The following is a 19,814-nucleotide window of genomic DNA, read 5'->3' as shown; positions in this document are numbered from 1 at the left end:
AAGTGGACCTGTCCTCGCGCAACCCCCCGATGCTATCGACCGTTCAGGCGGCGATGTTGAAAGGGAATGCGACGAATGACGGTTGAGCAGTTCGACTATAGCGATGGCGACACGGTGTTGCAGGCTGGCGTGGCCTTTCCCGCAAGCGACGGCCCGGCCCCGGCCGTGCTGATCGCGCATCAATGGGCCGGGCGCGGCGAGGGCGAGCACCAGACTGCCGAGCGCTTCGCCGAACTCGGCTATGTCGGCATCGCCATCGATATGTTCGGCAAGGACGTGCAGGGCAATCCGGCGGGCGACAACAGCCACCTGATCGGCCCGTTCCTGTCCGATCGCGCCGCGCTGTTGCAGCGGATGCGTGCGGGCGTTGCGTTCGCGGCGTCGCTCGACCGGGTGGATGAAGCGAAGATCGCGGCGATTGGCTATTGCTTCGGCGGGCTGTGCGTCCTCGACCTCGCACGCGGCGGGGCGGATGGCGTGCTGGGCGTGGTCAGCCTGCACGGGATGCTCGACGGCAATGATCTGGCGACCGATGGCCCGATCGCGGCGAAGATACTGGTCGAACATGGTTGGCAGGACCCGATGGCCGCGCCGGACAAGGTGCTGGCCTTTGCCGAGGAAATGGGCGGGCGCGGTGCCGACTGGCAGCTGCACGCGCACGGCCGGGCGATGCACGCCTTCACCAACCGCCACGCGGCGGCACCCGAAAAGGGCATGGCCTATGACGCCGATGCCGATCGCCGGTCCTGGGCGTCGGTCGTCGCGTTCCTGGACGAGCTGTTCTGATCCGGTTGCACGACCGCGCGATCGCACCATCTAGGCGGTAGCCAAGGAACCTATGTGATGACCGACTATCGCAAGACCGAGGAGGCGATCGCCCGCCTCACTCCCGAACAATTTTACGTGACGCAGCAAAGCGGCACCGAACGCCCCGGCACCGGCGAATATCTCAACGAAAAGCGTGCCGGCATCTATGTCGACATCGTGTCGGGCGAACCGCTGTTCGCATCCGCCGACAAGTTCGATTCGCATTGCGGCTGGCCGAGCTTCACCAAGCCGATCGAGCCGGCCCATGTCGCCGAACTGCGCGACACGACGCACGGCATGGTCCGCACCGAAGTCCGCTCGGCCGGCGGCGACAGCCATTTGGGGCACGTCTTCCCCGATGGTCCCCGCGACCGTGGGGGCTTGCGCTATTGCATCAATTCGGCCGCTTTGCGCTTCGTGCCCAAAGAGGCGATGGCGGCGGAAGGCTATGGCGATTACCTCGATCAGATCGAGGGGTAACGCCTTGCTGCGGCATTCCCCGGCCTCGGGCCGGGGGGTGTTGCGGATCGGCAACAATTTGCCCTGTAATGATTACGTAACGTCCCCGTAATCGTCGTTTCATGCCCCATCGTCAGGGGCAGCCCCAAGACGGGAGCGGTTAACGCTTCCCTAACAAGGGGCTTTCTCACATGGTTGGTATCTTCGCCCGGTCCTCGCGGGCTGTCGTCGTGCGTGCATTGCTGGCAGGCGCCGCATTCCTGCCCGCCGCGGCGCTGGCCGATCCGGTCGAGGACGCGCCGGTCGTCGCCGATCCCGCCGCGCCCGAAGATGGCGAGCAGGAAATCGTGGTCCGTGGCAGCCGCCCGATCGCCGAATCCGAAGCCGCCGCCCTCGAAATTCAGCGGGAGAGCACCGCGCTTGTCTCGGTCATCGCCTCGGACGCGGTAGGCCGCCTGCCCGACCAGAATATCGCGCAGGCGATCAGCCGCCTGCCGGGTGTCGGCGTCGAGCGCGACCAGGGGCAGGCGCGCTACGTCAACCTGCGCGGCGCGCCGAAGCGCTGGACCACGCTGTCGTTCGATGGCGTCAACGTCGTCAGCCCCGAAGGCCGCGCCGCGCGCTTCGATTCGATCCCCTCGGCGATCGCCAAGCAGATCATCGTGCGCAAGGCGGTGACCCCCGACATGGTCGGCGAGACCATCTCGGGCAATGTCGACATCATCACCCGCTCGGGCTTCGACCAGAGCGGGTTCCATGTCGCGGGCAAGGCCGGCTATGGTCTGGTCGAACTGGGCGACCGGCGTGAGTTCGAAGGGTCGCTGGTCGTGTCCGATCGGTTCGACACCGGCATCGGCGAATTCGCCGTGTCGTCCTCGGCCAGCCTGTATCGGCGCGGCATGGTCACCGACAATTTCGAAACCGATTGGGAAACCGTGGCGCAGGACGCGCGGCCGGGCTTTGCCGACCGCATCTGGGCACGCGAAACCGAGAACAAGCTCTATCGCCTCGTCCGGAAGAATTACGCGCTGTCGACCCGGCTCGACTGGAAACCGTCGTCCGACCACCGCATTTTCGCCGAAACCATCTATTCGGCGTTCCAGGACGACGAACAGCGCAACAACTATATCTTCGACCTCGACGACCAGCAGTCGCGCCTGTCGACCGCCACCGCCGCCTGTGCGGTCAATGCGACCCCGGCCACCGGCACGACCGGCTATGCCGATGTCTGCACCGGCAACACCCCCCTGCAGGGCACGGTGTACGGCATCGATCTGAACTCGAACTTCACCGTGCGCGCGTACAAGCAGTCGGTGTTCACCAACGCGCTGGGCGGCGACCATGATCTCGACGCATGGCGGGTGTCGTGGCGCGCCAACTATACCCGCTCGATCGACGACCGGACGCAGCCGGCACAGCTGAACTATGACAGCCCGTCGTTCGGCACCAACGGGGCGAATGCCGCCAACCGCCTTACCGTCGGATATGATTTCACCGACCCGCAACTGGCGCGGGTGCAGCTGTTCCGCACCATCCGCAATGCCAACGGCACCTTGGCCCGCGGTGACCGGGTGACCGCGATCGAGGATTTCCCGCGTTCACTCAGCCGCCTGCGCTCGCTGCTCGCCGCCGATACGACCGAGGCCTATACCGCGCGTGCCGATGTGCAACATGACGTGTTCGGCCTGCTGGGGGAAAAGACGACCTTTGCCGTCGGTCTGCGCTTCGACGATCGCACCAAGTCGGTCGACGAACGCCTGCTCGAACTGAACAGCGCGGCGCAGTTCACTGCCGCCAACATTCCGACCGGCTATGCGCAGATCGCGATCCCCGGCGGGTTTCAGGGGGAAATCCCGCTCGGCTACACCTTTCAATATTTCGGCAAGGACCAGATCCTCGATCTGGTCGACCGCGCAAAGACGGTCGGCCGCTATGTCGACCAGACCGCCAATCTGTACGACGTGAACGAGCGCATCTATTCGGCCTATGCGATGGCGACGGTCGTGACCGATTGGGGCAATGTCGTCGGCGGCGCACGGATCGAGCATATCCGCAACACCTCGTCCGCCTTTGCCACCCCGAACGGCACGACCTTCACCCCGCTGACCGCCAAGAGCGACCTGACGCTGGTCTACCCCAGCCTGCACGTGAATTACGACGTGACCGACCAGATGAAGGCACGGCTGTCGTTCAGCACCGGCGCGGCACGCCCGGACTATGATCAGCTCCGCCCAAACCTGACCTTCAACGACGCAAACCTGACCATTTCGGGCGGCAATCCCGATGCGAAGCCGGAAAAGGCGATGGGCGTCGATGCCTATGTCGAATATTATGGGTCGACCGGTGGCTTCCTGTCGTTCGGCGCCTATTACAAGAAGCTGCGCGACGTGCTGTTCGATACCAGCCGCACCTTCGGCCGCGACATCCTGAACTTCGGCGGGGTTGACCGGTCGCAATATGATTTCGCGACGATCGACAATGGCGGCGACGGTTCGATCCTCGGCATCGAAGGCGCGATCCAGCAGCAACTCGATCCGTTCGTCGCCGACCTCGGCCTGCCCGACTGGGTCGGCGGCTTTGGCGTGCAGTTGAACGCGACGCTGAACCGCAGCCGCGCCGAAACCCCCGATGGCCGCCGCGTGCCGCTGCCCGGCGCATCGAACGCCGTGTACAATATCGGCGCCTATTACGAGAAATACGGCTTCTCGGCGCGGGTCCAGTATCAGAACCGCTCGCGCTGGCTCGACGAACTCGGCGATTTCCAGAACATCAACGGTGTCGTGCGCGGCGTCGATGGCGGCGACTTCTATTGGGCGAAGGACAACGAACTGGACGCGTCGCTGCGCTATGCGGTTACCAGCCAGGTCGAACTGTTCGGCAACTTCAGCAACCTGCTGAACGGTCCCGGCCGTCGCTATGTCCGCAACACCCAGTACACGATCGAGCGCGAGACGTTCGGTCGCCGCTATCAGGCCGGCGTGCGGGTGAACTTCTGATGCGGCGGTTGGCGTTCGCGGCGGCGTTGCTCGGCGGGTGTGCGGTGACGCCCCCGCCGGCGGCGACGCCGGGTGTGGTGCCGTTGGTCGCGGCGGTGGCGGAGACCGATCCGGTCGACACCGCTGCGGATGCAGCCGACGACCCAGCCATCTGGCGCAACCGGCGCAACCCCGCCGACAGTCTGGTGATCGGCACCGACAAGCAGGCCGGCATCCATGTCTATGCGCTGTCGGGCAAGCGGCTGAGCTTCACGCCTGCCGCGCGACTGAACAATGTCGACCTGCGCGAGATCGGCGGTCGGGTCATCGCCGCCGCCAGCGACCGTGCGGATGAGGCACAGGCGCATGTCGCGCTGTTCACGCTCGACACGGTCGCAAAGAAACTGGTGCCGATGGGGCGCTATCCGGTCGGCGCCGGCGAGGCCTATGGCATGTGCCTGTGGACCCGCGCCCGGGACAAGGCGCTGTTCGGTTTCGTCGTGATGAAGGACGGCCGCATCGATCAGGTGTCGATCGACACGACCGGCGCCACCCCGGTCGTCCGCACCGTCCGATCGATGAAGGTCGGCACCCAGGCCGAGGGCTGCGTCGTTGATGACCGGACCGGCCTGCTTTACGCCGCGGAGGAGGATTTCGGGCTGTGGCGGTTCGCCGCCGATCCCGCCGCGCCGGTCACTGGCACGGCGATCGGCAAGGTCGACGGCACGACGCTGGTCGCCGATGCCGAAGGGTTGGCGCTGGCACCCAGCGGGCGAACCGGCGGCTATCTGATCGTCAGCAGTCAGGGCGACAACGCCTACACCCTCTATCGCCTGCCCGGTGTCACCTATGTCGGCCGCTTCCGCATCGGCGGCGGCGCGATCGACGGGACCAGCGAGACCGACGGCATCGACCTGATGCTCGGCGATTTCGGTCCCGGCCTGCGCCACGGCCTGATGGTCGCGCAGGACGGCGACAACGCGCCGCAGACGCAGAACTTCAAGTTCGTGGCGTGGGATAAGGTGCGAAAGTCGCTGCGGCTGCGCTGAACAGCCTGACGATCGATGGAAAGCGGAACGCCGCCTTCGGACCTGCTCCGGGGCGGCGTTTTCCGTTGACGCGGGTCGACGCGTCGGAACGACGCGAAGCGGTGCGGTATTGACGTGACCCCCGTTCCTTCATCCACCTGGAACTAGAGACCGGCCCCTCGAAGGGACGGACGGAATGAAGCGGAAGCAGTTTTCGGAAGAGCAGATCATCGGCATCCTGAAGGAAGCCGAGGCGGGCGCGGTGGTGACGGAGCTGTGCCGCAAGGACGGGGTGTCGAGCGCCACCTACTACGCCTGGAAGGCGAAGTTCGGCGGCCTGGAGGTATCCGAGGCGAAGCGGCTGCGGGCGCTCGAGGATGAGAACGCCCGGCTCAAGCGGCTGCTGGCGGACACGATGCTCGACAACGCGGGTCTGAAGGATCTGCTGTCAAAAAAATGGTAGCGCCCGCCGCGAAGCGGCAAGCAGTCGCGCATCTCCAGGCGACGCTGGGGATGAGCGAGCGGCGGGCGTGTGCCGTCGTCGGAGCGGACCGCACGAGCATGCGGTATCGGTCGTGCCGAGCAGATGATGGCGACCTGCGGTCGCGGCTGTGCGAGCTGGCGCAGCAGCGCCGACGGTTCGGCTATCGGCGGCTGCACATCCTGCTGCGCCGGGACGGCATCACGATCAACCGCAAGAAGACCCAGCGGCTCTACCGCGAAGAGGGTCTGACGGTCAGGCGCAGGAAGGGGCGAAGGCGCGCTGTGGGCGCGCGGGCGCCTGCACCGGTGCTGGTGCTTCCCAACCAGCGCTGGAGTCTGGACTTCGTGCACGACCAGCTTGTCACCGGGCGGCGGTTCCGCGTGCTCAACATCGTCGACGACGTCACGCGCGAATGCATCCGGGCGGTAATCGATACGTCGATCTCGGGCCGGCGGGTCGTGCGCGAGCTGGCCGATCTGGTCGCTGAGCGCGGCAGACCGAAGATGATCGTCAGCGACAACGGCACCGAGCTCACCTCGAACGCAGTGCTCGCCTGGTCCGGCGACGCCGGCGTCGAGTGGCATTACATCGCGCCCGGCAAGCCGACGCAGAACGGGTTCGTCGAGAGCTTCAATGGTCGCATGCGCGACGAGCTGCTCAACGAGACGCTGTTCTTCACGATCGGTCAGGCCCGCTCGATCCTTGCCCGATGGGTTGATGACTACAACACCGAGCGCCCGCACTCCTCGCTTGGCTACGCCACCCCGGCGGCATTCGCCGCCGAACTTGAACAGCAACGGGCGGCGTTGACCCCGCCCGTTGCTTCACCTGCGCTCATGCGCAACAACACCGGTCGGTCTCTGGTTGACGCTGGATGAAAGGCGGGGGTCACGTCACATCATCCCGGTGGGAATGCCGAGGGCGTCTCGCTTGCCGTTCCCAAACGGGAACGATGAACGCGCAGATGACGGTGGTTTTTGCGGCTCTCACCGACCGGGTGTAGCTCCATTGCAGGAGTTCCAGCATGATCGTGACCGAGCAAAATCCGCCCATTGAAGCCGCCTTTCCAATTGGTACGGACAGGCGGATTTGGTCGGCTCATTTGCCGTACAGATTCCCCCAAGGCGCAGGTACGAATATTCGGTCGATCGCGTAGGCGATCCTTGCTCAGCCGGAACCGTGGGTCAAAGTGCTGCTGTCGACCCGAGACCGAGTTGTTCGTCTGTTCGGGTTGCAGACCTCTGCCCAGCTTCGCGACGCAAATGCCTAAGGGGTTCGGGTCGACTTCTTCCCAATCCTCTCAGCCGATGTTGACGAATTGGTTTTGGGCGAAGACGACCAGCGCCTGACTTTTCGAATTTTGCTGCTACTCCAGAGGGGCGCAAGCGGCTCTGGTCTGGTTTCTGCAACCACGGTGGTCCGATAAAATAAATGCCTCGGGTTCATCTACCTCGCTGCGATCAAGCCGCTTCATCGGGCGGTGGTCCGGTCCAACCTCCGGCGCGCCGCTAGAACCAGGTTCGTAGTTGAATGAGGCACTGACATTCCCGTTTTCGATCCATTTCGAGACAGTTCACGACCGCCCGGCCTGTGCTGCTGCTGGGTGCACGACTCCCGCTCCGAACACGAACGAACGTCTGAAGTTGAGAAGCCATGAGGACGGCGCGAATGGCCGCATGTGGGTCTCCGCAGCCGCGAAGCGGCTGACCGCCGCATGGCCCATCTTGGCCGTTCTCAATGCGCGTCGCTTTCCCGAAACTCGCTGCCTTGGCAAGCTCGCGACTTTCCATTTGTCCACCTCCACCTAGCCGTTTCGGGAAAGTGCGTTCGGGAACAGATTGCTGGAAAGCGGATGCCCCGGACTCCTGTGGGTACGATCAGCGCGGTCTCTTTCCCACATCACATTCCCAATCGGGAACGTTCAGCAGCGCGGGATGTATTCGATCGCTCTCTCTTGGCAATTTCAGCTCAGGTCAGCACGGTCAGATCCGTGAGGCCGGTTGCCAGAGCATCGAACACCGCGCGACATCTCCTGCTGGTGCGAAGATCCTCATGCATGACGATCCAGAGCGGCAGGTCGAGGCCGAACGCATCAGGTAGAAGCCGAACGAGGGCGGCATCTCGTGCAGCGATAACCGTCTGGCAGATGCCGATCCCAAATCCGGCTCGCAGGAGGGCAAGCTGGGCAAGGGTACTATCCACGCGCATAGCGAAGTCTGTGTGGTTCAAGCCTGGAAGCATCGGCAGAACCGCTCGGCCTGTTGCCGATGGGGTATCCGTGCCGATCAAGTCGTGCCCGGCGAGGTCGGCCACGCAGGCCGGCGTCCCGCGCCGCTCTAGATAGTCCCGGCGGGCAAACAGCCCGAGCGTGACCTTGCCAAGCCGGCGCGCGATCAGCGCCTGCTGCGTCGGATCGGTCATGCGAAGCGCGATGTCGGCCTCGCGCCGGAGCAGATCACTGACTGCATCGGTCGGCGCCAGTTCGATCGACAGGCCCGGATGATGGCGGCGCAAGGCCGCCAGCAGTGGCGGGAGATGCTCGGCCGCGAACACTTCGGCGGCCGTGATGCGGATAGTTCCGGCAATCTCGTCATCCGCCGACGACGCAGCGCGCACTAGCGCGGCCGTCGTCGCGACCAAGTCTTCGGCGAACGGCCGCAAGGCCAGCGCGCGGTCGGTAGGCGACAGACCGCGCTGCGACCGCAGGAAGAGCGTGCCGCCGATCGTTTGCTCCAGCGCCTCGATGTGGCGTGCGACGCTGGGCTGGGTGAGTCCTAGCCGCCGCGCGGCGCCGGACAGCGACCCTGCTTCCAGCACGGCAGCGAAAGTCCGGTAGAGATCCCAGCTTGGTTTCTCATTCATGCATTTGCGTATATCCGATCATCGTTCTTCGTCAATTTCGTGGCGCGGGCCTCAGGCGCATCTTCGCGACAGTGAAGACGGAGGCGGCGATGACACGGACAGCATTGGTACTGGGGGCGACCGGCGGGATCGGCGGGGCGGTGGCGAACCGCCTGCTGCAATCGGGCTGGACGGTGCGGGCCCTGGTCCGCGACGGCAGTGCAGTGCGGCTTCCCGCCCGCCTGTTACCCGTCATCGGCGACGCACTCGATGCCCGGGCCGTGTCGGGGGCTGCGGCGGGAACGGACCTGCTGGTCCATGCGGTCAACCCGCCGGGCTACCGCAATTGGGGCCGGCTGGTGTTGCCGATGCTCGACAACAGCATCGCCGCGGCCGAAGCCAGCGGGGCGCGGCTGCTGCTTCCCGGCACCGTGTACAATTACGGCCCCGACGTCTTCCCGACGATCGACGAAACCGCGCCGCAGCACCCCCGCACGCGCAAGGGCGCGATACGTGCCGAGATGGAGCGCCGGCTTCGCGCCGCGACCGACACCGGCGACCTTCGCGTGTTGATTGTCCGCGCCGGCGACTTTTTCGGGCCGGGTGCCGCGAACAACTGGTTTAGCCAAGGACTGGTCAAGCCCGGCGCGCGACCCACCATCATCTACAACCCCGGCGCACGTGGCGTTGGCCATCAATGGGCCTATCTGCCGGACGTGGCCGAGACGATGGTCCGCCTGGTCGAGCGCGATCCGGTGTCAGCATTCGAGACCTTCCACATGGACGGGCACTGGGATGCGACCGGCGACATGATGACGGACGCGATCGTGCGTGCTCTTGGCGATCCAACAGTGCCGGTCAGGAGGCTGCCGTGGTGGCTGCTGAGGATCGCGGGTCTGTTCGCCACCACGTCGCGCGAACTCGTGGAGATGCGCTATCTCTGGCAGGCACCCGTCCGCCTCGACAATGCGCGACTGCTGGCGACGCTGGGCAAGGAACCGCACACGTACCTTGATGAGGCGGTGCGAACGACGCTGACCGCCATGGGGTGCCTGCCCCCTGTCTACTGCTGAGAATGCAAGTGTCAGGTCCGCAACGTTCCGGCAGTCGGGCGAACTGCGCGCAGGCTAGCCAAGGCTCATATCAGGGAGGCGGCAGCGACGATCGCGTTGCGAAACCAGCGTTGTGCCGGATGATCGTGGCTTCTGCGATGCCAGAGGAGGTGGAACGTCACCGGATCTACCAAGACAGGCAGCTTGAAGACGGTCAGGCGTTCCCGAAACGGCGACCCCGCGACCATGTTCGCAGGCAGCGCCGCTACTAGGTCGGTGCTCGCGACGATCTCCGGCGCCAGATGCATTGCGGCAACCGACGCCACGATGCGCCGCGACCGGCCCAGCGTTTCGAGCGCTGCATCGACGGCCCCGAAATCGTCGCCTTCGGGGGAGACGAGCAGGTGTCCGGCCGAACAGAAACCATCGAGATCGGTAAATCGGTCGACGCTGTCTGCGTCGGCCGCCGCGATCCCGACGAACGCCTGTTCGAAGAGTGGCTGATGAAGAATGCGCGCTTCCTGTCCGGGCGAAACTCCGATGGCTGCATCGACCCGGCCGTCGTCGAGGAGCACGATGGCGTCACGACGATCATGGAACGATCGCAATCGCAGATCGACGCCCGGCGCGTCGCGCAGCATGTCTGCGATCAGCGGCCGGGCGAGCATCTGTGCGGGAAGGTCCGCCATGGCCAATCGAACGGTCTGACGTGATGTCGCCGGATCGAACTCCCGAAGCACGCCCAATGCATTGGCGATCTGACCGAGTGCGGCGCGCACCGGCGTCTCCAGATCGATCGCATAGGGCGTCGGTGCCAGTCCCCGCGTGCTGCGCACCAGCAGTTCATCTCCGGTCAGCCGCCGCAGACGCGCGAGCGCCGCGCTCATCGCCGGCTGGCTGATCCCGATGCGATGCGCCGCACGGGTAACATGGCGTTCGGACATTAACGCGTCGAACGCCGTCAGCAGATTAAGATCGATCGTATGCAAATCCATCGGCGTTATGATCGCATATCGGTGCTATCTATTTCAATGATGACGATCGACCTCCCATCTCCGCCTCACATCAGGAGGATGAAGATGAGCCTACCGACGATACCCGCCACCAGCGCCCATGGATTGAGCCCGGCGCGGCGTGATGCCATCGAGCGTTTCTACGGCGCGCTCGCCTCGCGCGATTTCGACATGGTCGACGATGCGCTGACCCACGACTGGGAGGATATTCCCCTCACGCCGGGGCAGGCGCATGGGCCGGCGGGGATCAAGCCGATCTTCGCGATGCTCGTGTCAGCATTTCCCGACCTGACAGTAGAGATCGTCGATGCCCTTGCCGACGACGATCGGGCAGCGGTTCGGATGCAATGCGCGGGCACGCATGATGGCGATCTGTTTGGCGTCGCGGCGACCGGCAGGTCGGTCCACTTCGCCCTGCACGAGTTCCATGCCTTTGAGGGTGATCGCATCCGTCGTACCTGGCACATGGAAGATCTGTTCGGCCTCTTCGCCCAGATCGGCGCATGGCCGGCGCACGCGCCGGAGGCGGCGTGATGCGCGCGCTAATGTTGGACGGCCACGCGGACCACCCCCGGACCCGCCTCGCCGATCGGGCGGATAGTTCGCTTCGGGACGGCGAGGTTCGCGTGAGGATCGAGGCCGCTACGCTCAACCCCCTAGACGCGAAGCTCGCTATCGGCGCGATGGCGGACTGGTTTCCGATCGACTTTCCCTATGTACCCGGCACCGACTTTGCCGGCGTGGTGGAAGCGGCAGGAGCCGCGGTCCGTGATCTTGTCATCGGCGACAGCGTGTTCGGGCGGTCCGATCCCGTGCGCGGTGGCGCGGTCGCGAACCGCATCGTGATCGATGCAGATCTGGTGGCCCGCCGTCCCGAAACCTTGTCGGCAGGGCAGGCCGCATCCCTGCCGACGCCTGCCGGTGTCGCGCTCCAGGTGCTCGACATGCTGTCGCGAACCGATGACGAACCGCTGATGATCTTGGGCGACGGTATGGTCGCGCGGATGGCAGCCGCGCTGGCCGGCGATGCCGCACGGTTGGTAACCGACGCGGGAGACATCGGCCGAGCGTCTGATGTCCGGCACGCGATCGACACGTCCGGAGGTCCGTTGCAGGCGGCCGTGCTGTCGTTGTTGCCTTCCGGAAGCCACCTAGTAACGCTGACCGCCCCGGCGGACGCCACGATCGCGGAAGCGAGAGGGGTGCGCGTCGACTTCGCCGTGCTGGAAACAAGCCGCGCTCAACTCGATCGCCTTGCCCTCGCGGCCGAGCGAGGCGTGTTGCGTCCCCACATCGACCACGTCGTCGCGTTCGAGGAGGCAGCGTCGGTGTTCGACCGCTACGTCGCGCGCGACATCGCCGGAAAGATCGTGATCGAGGGAGCGTCCCGATGAGCCGCGCCCCCATCCGCACCGCGATCGTGACCGGCGCGTCGCGCGGCATCGGCGCCGCCATCGCCCGCCATCTCGCCGACGCCGGCATCGCGGTGATCGTCAACTATGCCGGGAACGAGGAGGCGGCTGAGCGAACGGTCGCTGCCATAGTTGCGGCCGGCGGCACGGCCCATGCGATCCGCGCCGATGTCGCGGACGGCGCCGCCTTCGGCCACCTCTTCGACGAGGCGGAGGCGCGTGTCGGACCGATCGGGATGCTCGTCAACAACGCTGGGCTGATGGCGCCAAGGTGGATCGCCGACGTCGAGGACAACTGGTTCGCGAGGCTTTTCGCGGTGAATGTCGGCGGCACGTTGAACGGCTGCCGGCTCGCCGCGACCCGGCTGGTCGACGGCGGTGCCATCGTCAATCTGTCGACCAGCGTTATCGGCATGTCGCCGCCAGGCTACGGTCCCTATTGCGCGAGCAAGGCGGCGGTCGAGGCGCTGACACGGTCACTGTCGATGGAACTCGGCACTCGCGCCGTTCGCGTCAACGCCGTCGCACCAGGCCCGACCGACACCGAGCTTCTGACTGAAGCGAACACCGCCGAGCGCATGGCCCAATATCGCCAGATGACGCCGCTTGGCAGACTCGGCGAGGCCGACGAGATCGCTGGTGTGATCGCGTTCCTTGCAACCCCCGCAGCGGGCTGGATCAACGGTCAGGTCATTCGCGTCAATGGAGGAATCGTCGCATGAGCGAGCAGAACATCATCCTGATCACCGGCGCCGGATCGGGCTTCGGTCGCCTCACGGCACTCGAGCTCGCGCGCGCAGGCCATGTCGTCTATGCGTCGATGCGCGATCTTGCCGGCCACTCGGCAGATCAGGCAGACGCATTGCGAACGGTCGCGCGCAATGATGGTATCGCCCTCCACCCGATCGAACTCGACGTCCGTTCGGAGGCGAGCGCACGCGCTGCGGTGGACCTGATCCTTGCCCGGCATGGTCGCGTCGACGTCGCGATGAACAACGCGGCGATGATGATGCACGGCCTGACCGAAGCGTTCCGGCCCGAGCAGATCGCCGAGGTGATCGACCTGAACGCCATCAGCTGGGTGCGGGTAACCGCGCGGTTCTTCCGGCGATGCGGCGAGCGGGACAAGGCCTGCTGATCTATACCGGCAGCGGGATCAATCGTCTGCCGGATCCCTTCACCGGCCCCTATGCGGCATCGAAGGCGGCCGGCGACGTTCTGGCGGAAGTAATGGCGTTCGAGACCGCGCGCTATGGCATCGAAACCGTGATCGTTCAGCCCGGCGCGTACACGTCCGGCACCGATCATTTCAAACATGCGGTTGGCCCGGCCGACATCGAGATCGTGGCACAATACGACCGACTTGCAGGTCTGTCCGATCAACTCGCCGAGCGGCTCGACAAGACCAACCTTCCCAATCGTCGGCACGATGCACAGGAGGTCGCGGAGGCGATCCGTGACATCGTCGCGATGACGCCTGGCACACGCCCACGCCGTGTCGACATCGATCCGCAGGGCCGCGACGTCACGCGCATCAACGACGTCACCGCCGAGCTTCAACGCACATTCTTCGCCCGTATGGACGTCGAAGACCTGCTGCATCCTGCAGCGTCCTGAAGGGGTTGGTCGATCCGACCCGAAATCGTCGTGGAGGCACTTATGTTACTTTCCGCCGTCCTTATCCTGTCTGTCGGCATGACCATGCCGGCCGCAGCAAAACCCGTCCGGGAATGCCAGATCCGCATTCTGCGGCCGGTAACGGACGACATGGGCCATCGCTGGTCGGCAGGCAGGCTGCTGCCTGTGACCATCATGCGGCGCGATGCGAACGGCACATCTTTCTGTGCGCATGGCGGATCCTGCGTGCCGCGAATGACGCGCGACGGTCAGGCGGCGCAGCTTGTGAATTGCAAACCCGGCGAGGCGCTGGGCAACGGCGATTTCCGCCTCGATCCGAATCCTGTCGTCATGAGCAGGGCAGACGCCGGCAAAATGCGAACGTGGTCCGCGGTCGAGAACAAGCTGTCGACGCTTGGATTTTCGAACGCAGCGAGTGGCACTTGGGCGAATGACTATGATGCAAATCCCGCCTCCGCGCATGGTCATTAATCTAGTAATACGATTGCCTCTGCGCCTCGCCACTTACCTGCGAGGCCCGGTACCTCCTCAAGTTGTCGCACATCATCGAAACGACCTCGCTCTTCGCGATATCGGACGATTTCAAAACCATGCCCTTTCAGTTGTGGCACCTCGTCCAGTTCTGCAGCCGTGGCGCTGTTCAGAGCGATCATGGAAGCCTCCTCGTAATTGTATGAATGGTGTCTCGTTAGCGCTTCGCCGCGAGGTAACGATCCGCCGTGCGCAGCGACAATGCCATGATGGACAGCGCCGGGTTTGCGGCAAGGGCGCTCGGAAAAACCGAATTGTCGCAGATCAGCAGATTAGGAATGTCGAAGCTGCGCCCGTCGGCGTCGACCACGGCATCGTCGCCGTCGGTGCCCATGCGACAGGTGCCGATGGTATGCGCCGACCGGTCGACCGCGAAGATGTCCTGCGCGCCCGCCGCCTCCCATATCGCGGTCAACGTCCGGCGCGCGTGCTGGTCGATCGCCCGTTCGTTCGGCTGATAGCTGAAGTCGATCCGCGCCTTGCGCTGACCGAACGCGTCGGTCTCGTCCGATAAGCTCAGGCGGTTGTCAGGATGCGGCAGACATTCGCCGTTGATTCCGATCCCCGCCATCCGGTTATAGTTACGCAGCAAAGATTGTAGGCGCTCACCCCACAGCCCCGCACCCCGCGCGAGGCCGCTCGCGAGATTGACCGGCAGCACACCCAGGCTTTGGATCAGATAGCCGCCGACGAAATCGGCGTTGTCGGGCCGTATCAGGTCTTCGGTAATGAGGGATGAGGGGTAGCCGCGGTTCATCCGCATTTCGGCATCGAAACTGCCCCAGACCTGCGTCGCGACATGCGCCATGAAGTTACGTCCGACCTGCCCGCTCGAATTGGCGATGCCTAGGTTCAGCAGCAGGCGCGGTGTTTCGACACCGCCGGCGCACAGGAAGACCGCTCGGCAACGCTGACGACGGTCTGCCCCGTGCTGGCGATAGACGACACCACTGATCCGCCCATCGCCGTCGAACTCGAACGACAGCACTCGCACCTCGGCGCGTATTTCGGCGCCGTGCGCGACCGCGTGGGGGAGGTAGCTGGTGTCCATGCTGGTTTTGGCAGCGTTGCGGCACCCCTGGTGGCAGGTGCCGCAGCTGACGCACGCCTGCCGCTGACCCCATTCGGGCTGATCGCGGTCGCGCGACACCAGCGCCGCGGGCGCGTCGGTGGCGGTGATGCCGACCGCGGCACAGCCGCGCGCCATCGCGTCCGCAGGAGCGTTGCGCGGTACCGGTGCATAGGCGTAGCGGCGGGCATCGTCCCAAGGATAATGCGCTGGTCCGGACACCCCGGTAAAATCCTCGACCTGTTCGATATAGCCGGTCAGTTCGGCATGGTCGATCGGCCAGTCGGCACCTTTGCCGGTCAGCGAGCGGAGGCACAGGTCGCGGGGGTCGGGGCGCGGACAGAATGCGCCCCAGTGCAGCGTCGATCCACCGACGCCCATTCCCGAATTGTTCGATCCGAACGCGGTCGGGTCCGCGCCGCCGCTCAACCGCTCCTCCATCCAGTAGATGTCGGCGGCCAGTTCATCGGCGACATGTTCATGCGGTCGAAAGGTGCGGCCCGCCTCTAGCGCCACGACCGATAAACCCGCCTTCGCAAGCCGTGACAGAAGTGGCGCGCCGCCGGCACCGGTGCCAATGACCACGGCATCGACGATCTCGCTGGTGGCAAAGGGAGGGCGGCTCATGCGGTCGTCTCCGGTGCGTGTTGCCATTGGTCGATGTCGTCGGCGGCAGTGCGGGTATAGCCCTGCTTGCGCGGACCATCGCCGCCTACCGCAAAACCGTCATAGCCGATCGCGGCCATGGCGGCCGGGGTCGCCATCCACTGGCGCACGATCTCGGCCCGGACGTCGGCGAACCACAGCACCATCTGCGCGGGTGACAGGTAATCGGGATCGTCAGCGATGGCCGTCTCTCGGGCGTCGATCCGCTGCAACCAGTTGCGCTGCGCGTCACCGGACAAACCTGCGAAACCGCCGGTAATCCGGTCGAGCGTCGCCAAGCCCCGCGTCCATGCCACCGGATCGGGCGGCAGGTCAGCGAAACGCCAGCCATCGCCCGGCCCCTGTATCGCCGCGCCGACCCGCCGGGCTAGTTCGTGATCGATGCCGCAGTCGGGCAGCACTTGCGCGATCAACACGGCGACCAGCTCCAGTTCGGCGTCCGACCAGCCCGACGCCTCCTGCGACACCGGCCGGGTCCGCGCGAGCATCGCCGAGCGCGTCCGGCGGCTGACCCGATCCGACCCGAGCAGCCGCACGAACCCCGCCGGAAGCGATGCCGCCGCAACGGCGTTGCTATGACCTGCGATCGCCTTTGCCAGCGCTTCGGGCTGTTCATAGGGGATCAGATGCGCCGCACCATCGATCGTCACGACCGTGCCGTTCGGGTAGTGTGGCAGGTTCAGCTTGCGCTGGGCGGCCTCACCCAAATCGCCGTCCTCGGCTCCGGCGAGAATCAGCGCGGGAATCCCTACCTTGCCGACGTGCGCGGTCCAATCCTGCCGGCTGCCGCGCTCGAGCCAGCCCAGCCACGCTTCGCGGCTAGCCCGCTCGACATCAGCGATCGCCTGCTCACGCAACCGATCGGGAAGGGGGGCAGCGCAATTGGTATCGACAAAGGTTTCCGCATCGTCGCGCGCGACCTGACCGTCCGCAACCCAGTCGATCATCTGCGCCCGGCGGTCATCCTCGATCGGTTCGGGGGCGGGCGGCGAGGCTGTGACCAGCACCACGCCGAGGATACCGGCAAGTCCTTCCTCGCCCGCCGTCGCACGGGCCGCGACGAGCGTGACGATCTTGCCACCCATGCTGTGCCCTACCAGGACGCACGCGGTCATCCGCTCCGCGCGGATCGTGTCGGCAAGGTTGTCCGCCATCGCCGCAACATCGGCATAGCCATCACAGGCCCGTTCGCCGAACCCGGAAAGGTCGAGCGCAAGGCAGGGGTGGTCCGGCAGATGCCGACGAACCAGATCCCATTCCCGGCTGCTAGCGCCCAGTGCGTGCAGAAATACCAAGGTCGGTCGTGTCATGCGGCCTCATCCAGCGGAATTCCCTACTGGACGACGCAGACGTGTTCGCGTTCCCGATCGCAAGCAACGGGCGGGAATTAATTCCGATCAATATTCTATATGAGTTTGGTTCCCGTGGTCCGCTTCGATCGATTTGCGAACCTGCTGCGCCAGCGGCAGCATCCATAAACAGGCGCCACCGGTCACGAACAGTCGGGTTTCGTCGCTGTCGAACGTACAGTTGCTGCATGTCCCGGGCGTTGGCACGGTGGCGAGATGGGTACCGGCGGCGTCGAAAAGTTCGATCCCCTTGCCTGAACTGCTCCACAGCCAACCCCGCCGGTCGACAGTGAAACCATCGGGTATCCCATCGTCCACCATCGCGAACCGCCGCTGGTTTGACAGCGCGGTCCCGTTCCAGTCAAACGCATGGATCGCTACTTCGCCTTCGCCATGCTCGGGGGTCTGCGAGGCGTAGAAGGTACGTCCATCGGGCGAAAAGGCGAGGCCGTTTGGTTGCGTCATGTCGGTCATGCGTCGCACCACACCATCTTCACCAATCCGGCAGATGGCCGTGCGTCCGCTTTCCGACCGGGTGGGCACGCCTTGCCTCGGATTTTCAAGGCCGAAGGTCGGATCGCTGAACCAGATCGCGCCATCGGGACCGACGATGACGTCATTGGGGGCGTTCAGTCGGCTACCCTCCGCCATCCATGCGATGGGGGTCGCGACGCCCGTACCCTCGGACCGGCTGATCGCACGGCGGCCGTGTTCACAGTGGACCAGTCCGCCATCCGGTAGCACCGCATTGCCGTTGATGAACGGCGTCGCGTCGAGGAGGACATCGACTGCGCCGTCCTCGCGCCAGCCCAGCACGCGGCGACCGACGATGTCGCTCCATACCAGCGTCCGCTCGCGGGGCCACCATGCAGGTCCCTCACTCCAGCTTGCCTGATCGTACAGCGTCACGAACCGTGCCCCGTCGAACACCGCCCGCGCATCGGCGTGGTGGATCATTGGCGGCGGCACGTCGGTCGGCACGGGCGGACCGGGCGGACGGAGCCGTGCTGGCAGCAACAACAGCGCAAGCGGCGTCGCCAACGGGATGCTCATTTCCCGAACGGGTCACGCGTCTGGGCAGCGGGCGACGTGGCGAACTGGATCATGATCTGGAAGCAGGGTTCGTCGCCGATCTGGCCGGATCGATGGCCCTTGCCGTCGCTCGTGTCCTGATCCTGCCCGAAATGAATGTCGCCCGGCCCCATCTCCACCCGGTTGCCGTCCATCGTCTCGATGAACCAGCGCCCGCGCAGCGGGATCACCCATTGCGGTTTGGGGCTTTCGTGCCAGTCCCCGACCCAGCCCACCGGCAGCGCCGCGAAATTGATCGCGCTCACCTCGCCCGGAAACGGCCGCATCCACTGCGGGTCCGCCCCGCCACCGACGCTCTTCTGTCCAAAGCCGGTCATGTGCGACAGGTCGATCCGACTGCTGCCACCGGCCTGGGTCCACATATGGAGGAAAGGCAGTATCGGCGGCCGATCGGCATCGGTTCCGTCGTTATCGAGCGCCACTCCGGTCGGCAGGTCCATCATCCTCGTCTCCTCCAACAGCACGACGCGGTGCGATCGCGCGCAGGATTTCAACGGCGGGTACGCGCGGAGGTTGCGTGATGCCGAGAAGCACACCGTGCGCCAAACCTGCGGCTTGGTGCCTTGCTGCCCCAGCACCTGTACTCTGGATCCCAGCAGCGTCCATCTTTAAGGTGGGCTACGCTGCGGAGGTGCGGACTGCCACTCGCTCACGCCGCGCACCTGCGCGTCGGAATCGAGCATTTGGCGAAAGCTGTTCGCAATCGATTGGGTGGAGTCAGCGGTTCTCAGGTCGGACTGGCATGACGATTGTGAGTTAGTTCAATAGAGAACAAAAGAGAAATCTTATCTGACGGGTACATGCTGAAGGCGGGTACGAAACGAGATGAACGAACGACTGCTTCAGGATAGCGACGAAAATGGTGAGAACGACTGGATTTGGGTCAAGTCTGCCGGGCAGCATTTCCTCGTTCAGCTCGCTCCCAGCTGCCTTAAGGCGGACATTTCAGCGAGCGACCGGTTGGGCGCGAGCAGCGACTAAGAAGGCGAGGTCCCAAACGATCACACCACCCGCAGCGCGATGCTCTTCCTCTATCCGCTCCGCGAGCGCGTCCGGGTCGATCTGCTCTATGGTCGCGATACCTCGCTCGACTATCCGCGGCAGCATCACGTCCGCGACCACTGGCGACGATTGCTACCGCACCAGCAAAATCGCCATGACGCGCGAGGATCAGGGGCTGCCGAAGGAAGGTTGCCCGCTGCGTCATCAGAACCGCGATCTCACGAGTTCTTGCATGCTGCATAGGGTTGTCGCTCGTCTGCCGGACCGCAACGGCCATATTACGCGCCGAACTCTCCACCCGCTCGGCAAACGACCGAGCGCAAGCTGGATTGCGCGTGATGATGAAGCCCCGCTGACCCGACTCCGCCTCGCGCAAAATCACCTAACGCTGCTTCA

At 65.0% G+C, this 19,814-nt stretch carries 18 protein-coding genes and 1 pseudogene; 11 read left to right on the top strand and 8 right to left on the bottom strand.

Translation table 11 applies throughout. From position 1 onward, the window contains the following. Positions 1-75 precede the first annotated feature (75 nt). The 5 genes from ASE59_RS13460 to ASE59_RS13435 all read left to right on the top strand — a co-directional run bounded on the left by ASE59_RS13460 (position 76) and on the right by ASE59_RS13435 (position 6,631). A complete protein-coding gene (locus ASE59_RS13460) occupies positions 76-786 on the top strand; it encodes a dienelactone hydrolase family protein (RefSeq protein WP_056457151.1) in 711 nt (236 codons plus the stop codon). Positions 787-843: 57 nt separating this feature from the next. Beyond that, entirely contained in the window at positions 844-1,287 is a 444-nt protein-coding gene (gene msrB / locus ASE59_RS13455; protein WP_056457148.1) for a peptide-methionine (R)-S-oxide reductase MsrB, read from the top strand. Between the two features lie 170 nt (positions 1,288-1,457). Then, positions 1,458-4,262 carry a TonB-dependent receptor gene (locus ASE59_RS13450; protein WP_056457145.1) on the top strand — a complete coding sequence of 935 codons (2,805 nt, stop codon included), beginning with the start codon at positions 1,458-1,460 and terminating at the stop codon, positions 4,260-4,262. Further along, positions 4,262-5,290, top strand: coding sequence for a phytase (locus tag ASE59_RS13445; protein ID WP_056457142.1), 1,029 nt, complete (start codon positions 4,262-4,264; stop codon positions 5,288-5,290). Before ASE59_RS13450 ends, ASE59_RS13445 begins: the two co-directional genes overlap by 1 nt. A gap of 175 nt (positions 5,291-5,465) precedes the next feature. Next, a protein-coding gene (locus ASE59_RS13435) for an IS3 family transposase (protein WP_156360081.1) occupies positions 5,466-6,631 on the top strand; the annotation gives its coding sequence in 2 pieces (ribosomal slippage) (positions 5,466-5,718 and positions 5,718-6,631; 1,167 coding nt in all). Between the two features lie 1,090 nt (positions 6,632-7,721). Here ASE59_RS13435 and ASE59_RS13430 read toward each other — a convergent pair. Next, a complete protein-coding gene (locus ASE59_RS13430) occupies positions 7,722-8,615 on the bottom strand; it encodes a LysR family transcriptional regulator (protein ID WP_056457131.1) in 894 nt (297 codons plus the stop codon). Positions 8,616-8,704: 89 nt separating this feature from the next. Here ASE59_RS13430 and ASE59_RS13425 point away from each other — a divergent pair, with 89 nt between their 5' ends. After that, on the top strand, positions 8,705-9,667 hold the full coding sequence (locus ASE59_RS13425) for an NAD-dependent epimerase/dehydratase family protein (RefSeq protein WP_056457307.1): 963 nt from the start codon (positions 8,705-8,707) through the stop codon (positions 9,665-9,667). A gap of 65 nt (positions 9,668-9,732) precedes the next feature. Here ASE59_RS13425 and ASE59_RS13420 read toward each other — a convergent pair whose 3' ends face one another. Beyond that, complete coding sequence (locus ASE59_RS13420) at positions 9,733-10,641, bottom strand: LysR family transcriptional regulator (RefSeq protein ID WP_056457129.1); 909 nt, start codon at positions 10,639-10,641, stop codon at positions 9,733-9,735. A 36-nt stretch (positions 10,642-10,677) separates the two neighbouring features. On the opposite strand from ASE59_RS13420, the gene ASE59_RS13415 reads away from it, so the two are divergent. The 5 genes and pseudogenes from ASE59_RS13415 to ASE59_RS13390 all read left to right on the top strand — a co-directional run bounded on the left by ASE59_RS13415 (position 10,678) and on the right by ASE59_RS13390 (position 14,180). Then, positions 10,678-11,193 (top strand): ester cyclase, encoded by a 516-nt coding sequence (locus tag ASE59_RS13415; protein ID WP_200913285.1) that lies wholly within the window; start codon positions 10,678-10,680, stop codon positions 11,191-11,193. Further along, positions 11,163-12,053: an alcohol dehydrogenase catalytic domain-containing protein gene (locus ASE59_RS13410; protein ID WP_056457124.1), complete on the top strand. Its 891-nt coding sequence runs from the start codon at positions 11,163-11,165 to the stop codon at positions 12,051-12,053. The genes ASE59_RS13415 and ASE59_RS13410 overlap by 31 nt, the downstream gene beginning before the upstream one ends. 26 nt (positions 12,054-12,079) lie before the next feature. Further along, on the top strand, positions 12,080-12,793 hold the full coding sequence (locus tag ASE59_RS13405; protein WP_235515765.1) for an SDR family oxidoreductase: 714 nt from the start codon (positions 12,080-12,082) through the stop codon (positions 12,791-12,793). Further along, positions 12,790-13,688: pseudogene (locus tag ASE59_RS21045) on the top strand (SDR family NAD(P)-dependent oxidoreductase). Before ASE59_RS13405 ends, ASE59_RS21045 begins: the two are co-directional and overlap by 4 nt. A 42-nt stretch (positions 13,689-13,730) precedes the next feature. Then, the gene (locus tag ASE59_RS13390; protein ID WP_162235320.1) at positions 13,731-14,180 is read left to right on the top strand and encodes a hypothetical protein; all 450 of its coding nucleotides are present in this window, start codon (positions 13,731-13,733) and stop codon (positions 14,178-14,180) included. Here the strand turns inward: ASE59_RS13390 and ASE59_RS19270 are convergent. The 6 genes from ASE59_RS19270 to ASE59_RS21040 form a co-directional block, all read right to left on the bottom strand. Further along, positions 14,177-14,362 (bottom strand): helix-hairpin-helix domain-containing protein, encoded by a 186-nt coding sequence (locus ASE59_RS19270; RefSeq protein ID WP_082458450.1) that lies wholly within the window; start codon positions 14,360-14,362, stop codon positions 14,177-14,179. The two genes, ASE59_RS13390 and ASE59_RS19270, sit on opposite strands and share 4 nt — an antisense overlap. Positions 14,363-14,397: 35 nt before the next feature. After that, on the bottom strand, positions 14,398-15,936 hold the full coding sequence (locus ASE59_RS13385; RefSeq protein ID WP_056457107.1) for a GMC oxidoreductase: 1,539 nt from the start codon (positions 15,934-15,936) through the stop codon (positions 14,398-14,400). Next, entirely contained in the window at positions 15,933-17,285 is a 1,353-nt protein-coding gene (locus tag ASE59_RS13380; protein ID WP_200913283.1) for an alpha/beta fold hydrolase, read from the bottom strand. The genes ASE59_RS13385 and ASE59_RS13380 overlap by 4 nt, the downstream gene beginning before the upstream one ends. An 87-nt stretch (positions 17,286-17,372) precedes the next feature. After that, positions 17,373-18,377, bottom strand: coding sequence for an SMP-30/gluconolactonase/LRE family protein (locus ASE59_RS13375; protein ID WP_056457105.1), 1,005 nt, complete (start codon positions 18,375-18,377; stop codon positions 17,373-17,375). Next, positions 18,374-18,859: a hypothetical protein gene (locus ASE59_RS13370; protein WP_056457100.1), complete on the bottom strand. Its 486-nt coding sequence runs from the start codon at positions 18,857-18,859 to the stop codon at positions 18,374-18,376. The genes ASE59_RS13375 and ASE59_RS13370 overlap by 4 nt, the downstream gene beginning before the upstream one ends. Before the next feature lie 488 nt (positions 18,860-19,347). Then, positions 19,348-19,800, bottom strand: a complete 453-nt coding sequence (locus tag ASE59_RS21040) for a CHASE3 domain-containing protein (RefSeq protein ID WP_082458449.1) — start codon at positions 19,798-19,800, stop codon at positions 19,348-19,350. Positions 19,801-19,814: the final 14 nt, after the last annotated feature.

Source organism: Sphingomonas sp. Leaf10, from assembly GCF_001421245.1.
In the GTDB taxonomy this organism is placed as follows: Bacteria; Pseudomonadota; Alphaproteobacteria; order Sphingomonadales; family Sphingomonadaceae; genus Sphingomonas.
Note: the sequence above shows the minus strand (reverse complement) of the source record. Positions and strands in the feature narration are given on the sequence as shown.

Coding starts and splice junctions, on each gene's coding strand:
- ASE59_RS19270 (WP_082458450.1), bottom strand. CDS start 14,362: ATGATCGCTCTGAACAGCGCCACGGCTGCAGAACTGGACGAGGTGCCA.
- ASE59_RS13410 (WP_056457124.1), top strand. CDS start 11,163: ATGGCCGGCGCACGCGCCGGAGGCGGCGTGATGCGCGCGCTAATGTTG.
- ASE59_RS13460 (WP_056457151.1), top strand. CDS start 76: ATGACGGTTGAGCAGTTCGACTATAGCGATGGCGACACGGTGTTGCAG.
- ASE59_RS13385 (WP_056457107.1), bottom strand. CDS start 15,936: ATGAGCCGCCCTCCCTTTGCCACCAGCGAGATCGTCGATGCCGTGGTC.
- ASE59_RS13430 (WP_056457131.1), bottom strand. CDS start 8,615: ATGAATGAGAAACCAAGCTGGGATCTCTACCGGACTTTCGCTGCCGTG.
- ASE59_RS13380 (WP_200913283.1), bottom strand. CDS start 17,285: ATGACACGACCGACCTTGGTATTTCTGCACGCACTGGGCGCTAGCAGC.
- ASE59_RS13415 (WP_200913285.1), top strand. CDS start 10,678: ATGATGACGATCGACCTCCCATCTCCGCCTCACATCAGGAGGATGAAG.
- msrB (WP_056457148.1), top strand. CDS start 844: ATGACCGACTATCGCAAGACCGAGGAGGCGATCGCCCGCCTCACTCCC.
- ASE59_RS13370 (WP_056457100.1), bottom strand. CDS start 18,859: ATGATGGACCTGCCGACCGGAGTGGCGCTCGATAACGACGGAACCGAT.
- ASE59_RS13375 (WP_056457105.1), bottom strand. CDS start 18,377: ATGAGCATCCCGTTGGCGACGCCGCTTGCGCTGTTGTTGCTGCCAGCA.
- ASE59_RS13390 (WP_162235320.1), top strand. CDS start 13,731: ATGTTACTTTCCGCCGTCCTTATCCTGTCTGTCGGCATGACCATGCCG.
- ASE59_RS13420 (WP_056457129.1), bottom strand. CDS start 10,641: ATGGATTTGCATACGATCGATCTTAATCTGCTGACGGCGTTCGACGCG.
- ASE59_RS13425 (WP_056457307.1), top strand. CDS start 8,705: ATGACACGGACAGCATTGGTACTGGGGGCGACCGGCGGGATCGGCGGG.
- ASE59_RS13450 (WP_056457145.1), top strand. CDS start 1,458: ATGGTTGGTATCTTCGCCCGGTCCTCGCGGGCTGTCGTCGTGCGTGCA.
- ASE59_RS13445 (WP_056457142.1), top strand. CDS start 4,262: ATGCGGCGGTTGGCGTTCGCGGCGGCGTTGCTCGGCGGGTGTGCGGTG.